General features: G+C 73.0%; 1 protein-coding gene. It reads right to left on the reverse strand.

Going from position 1 to position 2,747, the window contains the following annotated elements; all coding sequences use genetic code 11:
* On the reverse strand, positions 1–2,747 hold a 2,747-nt coding region (locus E1258_RS34175), incomplete at both ends, for an SDR family NAD(P)-dependent oxidoreductase (protein WP_207919899.1).

A 2,747-nucleotide genomic window follows, 5' to 3' on the forward strand; every position in this document is an offset into this window, starting at 1 on the left:
ACAGACCCCAACCAGTGCCATCAGCCGCACCCGCAAACGACTTGCACCGACCATCCGCAGCCAACCCCCGCTGCCGACTGAACTCCACGAACGCCGCTGGAGTGGCCATCACCGCCGCTCCCCCGACCACCGCCAGATCACACTCACCCTGCCGCAACGACTGCACCGCCAGATGCAACGCCACCAACGACGACGAACACGCCGTATCCACCGTCACCGCCGGCCCCTCCAGGCCGAACAGATACGAGATGCGCCCGGAGATGACCGACGCCGTGTTCGCGGTCAGGAGATAGCCGTCGGTCGCCGCGGCCTGCTGGGAGCCGTATCCGAGTGGGGAGGCTCCGACGAAGACGCCGGTCTGGCTGCCGCGTACCGAATGGGGGTCGATACCAGCCCGCTCGAACGCCTCCCACGACACCTCCAGCAACAACCGCTGCTGCGGATCCATCGCCAACGCCTCACGCGGACTGATCCCGAAAAACCCCGGATCGAAATCCCCGGCGTCGTGCACGAAGGCCCCTTCGGCCGCGTAGGAGGTGCCGGGCCGCTCACCACTGGGGTCGAAGAGGCCGTCCAGATCCCAGCCGCGGTCGCGGGGAAAGTCACCGACCGCATCGGTTCCGTCGGCGACGAGACGCCACAGGTGCTCGGCGGAGCGGACGCCGCCGGGATAGCGGCAGGCCATGGCCACGATCGCGATCGCCTCGTCGGCGCCGGCCGGGGCGCGGGCGGGGCCAGAGGTCGGCGCCGCCTCCGTCTCCGGTACGAGCCGCGTTCCGAGGTAGGCCGCCAGCCGCCGGGCGGTCGGATGGTCGAAGACGGCCGTCGCCGGGAGCCGGAGCCCGATCGCGGTGCTGAGCCGATTGCGTACGTCGACCGCGGTCAGCGAGTCGAAGCCGAGTTCACGAAACGCCCGGTCGGGCTCGACCTGCGCGGGCGTGTCGTGGCGGAGCACCTTGGCGGCCTCGCCGCGAACCAGGTCGAGCAGGGCCGCCTCCCGGTCGGCGGGGGAGAGACCGGCCAGCTTCCGGGCCAGCGGCGATCCGGCGACGCTGTCACCCGGGGTGCCCGGCCGGTCCTCCTGGGCGAGTTCTCGCACCTCCGGGAGCTCGGCGATGAGCGGCCGGTCCCGGTGCACCGTGTAGGAGGGCGCGAACGTGGCCCAGTCGATGTCGGCGACGGTGAGCGTGGTCAGGTCACCGGCGAGCACGCCGGCCAGGGCGGTGAGCGCCGCGTCCACCGGCATCGCCCGCAGCCCGCGCCGCCGAAGCTGGTCGCCGGCGTCCCCACCGGCCATACCGTCTCCCGCCCAGGGCCCCCACGCCACGGCGGTGGCGGTTCGGCCGGACGCCCGACGCCGCAGAGCCAGCGCGTCCAGGTAAGCGTTCGCGGCCGCGTACGCCGCTTGTCCGCCACTGCCCCAGATGCCCGCACCGGAGGAGAACAGCAGGAACAGGCCCAGGCCGGCGTCGGCGGTCAGTTCGTCGAGGTGGCGCGCGGCCACTGCCTTGGACCGCAGCGCGGAATCCAGCGCATCCGCCGTGAGGTCTTCGATCAGGCCGGGCTCGATTGTGCCGGCCGCGTGCACGACTCCACTGAGCGGCCGGTCGGCGGGGATGGTGTCGAGGACCGCGGACAGCGCGGCACGGTCGGCGACGTCGCAGGCGGCGATGGTGACGCCGACGCCGGCCGCACGCAGGTCGGCGGCGAGTTCCCCGGCACCGGTCGCGCCCGGCCCGCGGCGGCTGAGCAGGAGGAGATGCTGGGCGCCCTGTGCGGCGAGCCACCGGGCCAGGCGGCCACCGAGCGCCCCGGTCCCGCCGGTGATGAGGATGGTGCCGGTGGGTGGCTGCCACCGGCCGAGGGCGGGCTCAGCGGCCATCCGCTGCATGCGCGGGGCGAAGAGGCCGGACGAGCGTACGGCCAACTGGTCCTCGCCGGAACCGCCGCTGATCGCCGCCACCACCCGGTCGGCGGCGTGTTCGTCGAGTCCTTCCGGAAGGTCGAGGAGCCCACCCCATCGGTCCGGGTGTTCCAGGGTGGCCACCCGGCCCAGGCCCCACAGTTGCGCTTGGCCGGCCTCACGCAACGGGTCGGAGCGGCCGATGCTGACGGCGCCGGTCGTGAGGCACCACAGAGGCGCGGAGACACCGTCGAGCGCCTGGATCAGCGCAACGGTGTCACGCAACCCGTTCGCGCTCGCCGGGTATGCGTCGTCGGTCGTGTCGTCGAGCCCGAGCAGCGAAACGATCCGGTCCGGCAAGCCCACCTCGGCGAGCGAGGTGGCGATCGCTTCGGCCACCGGTGTGTCCCGGTCGATGACGACTTCGACGACCCTTCCGCCGTGCCGGGCCACGGCGTCGTCGAGTGCCGCCGCGATGCCGGTGGCGAGGCCGGGGCGGGTCACCGCGAGCCAGGTGCCGGGGGCGGGTCCGGTCGAACCGCCGGGGAGCGGCTGCCAGGCCAGCCGGTAGCGCCAGCTGTCGATCTGGTTCTGCCGCTGCCGTCGCCGCCGCCAGCTGGAGAGCACCGGGAGGGCCGGCGCGAGCAGTGCCTCCACGTCGTCGTCGGCGTCCAGGGCCGCAGTCAGGCCGGAGAGATCTTCGTCGGTGACGGCGGCCCAGAATTCGGCCTCGGCGGGATCCTGTGGCCCGGCCGCAGCGCCGGGCTTGCTCTCCGGCTCCGGCACCCAGTAGCGCTGGTGTTGGAAGGGATACGTCGGTAGCTCCGCAGGAACAACACCCGTG

It is taken from the genome of Micromonospora sp. KC207, from assembly GCF_004348615.1.
Classification (GTDB): Bacteria; Actinomycetota; Actinomycetes; order Mycobacteriales; family Micromonosporaceae; genus Micromonospora.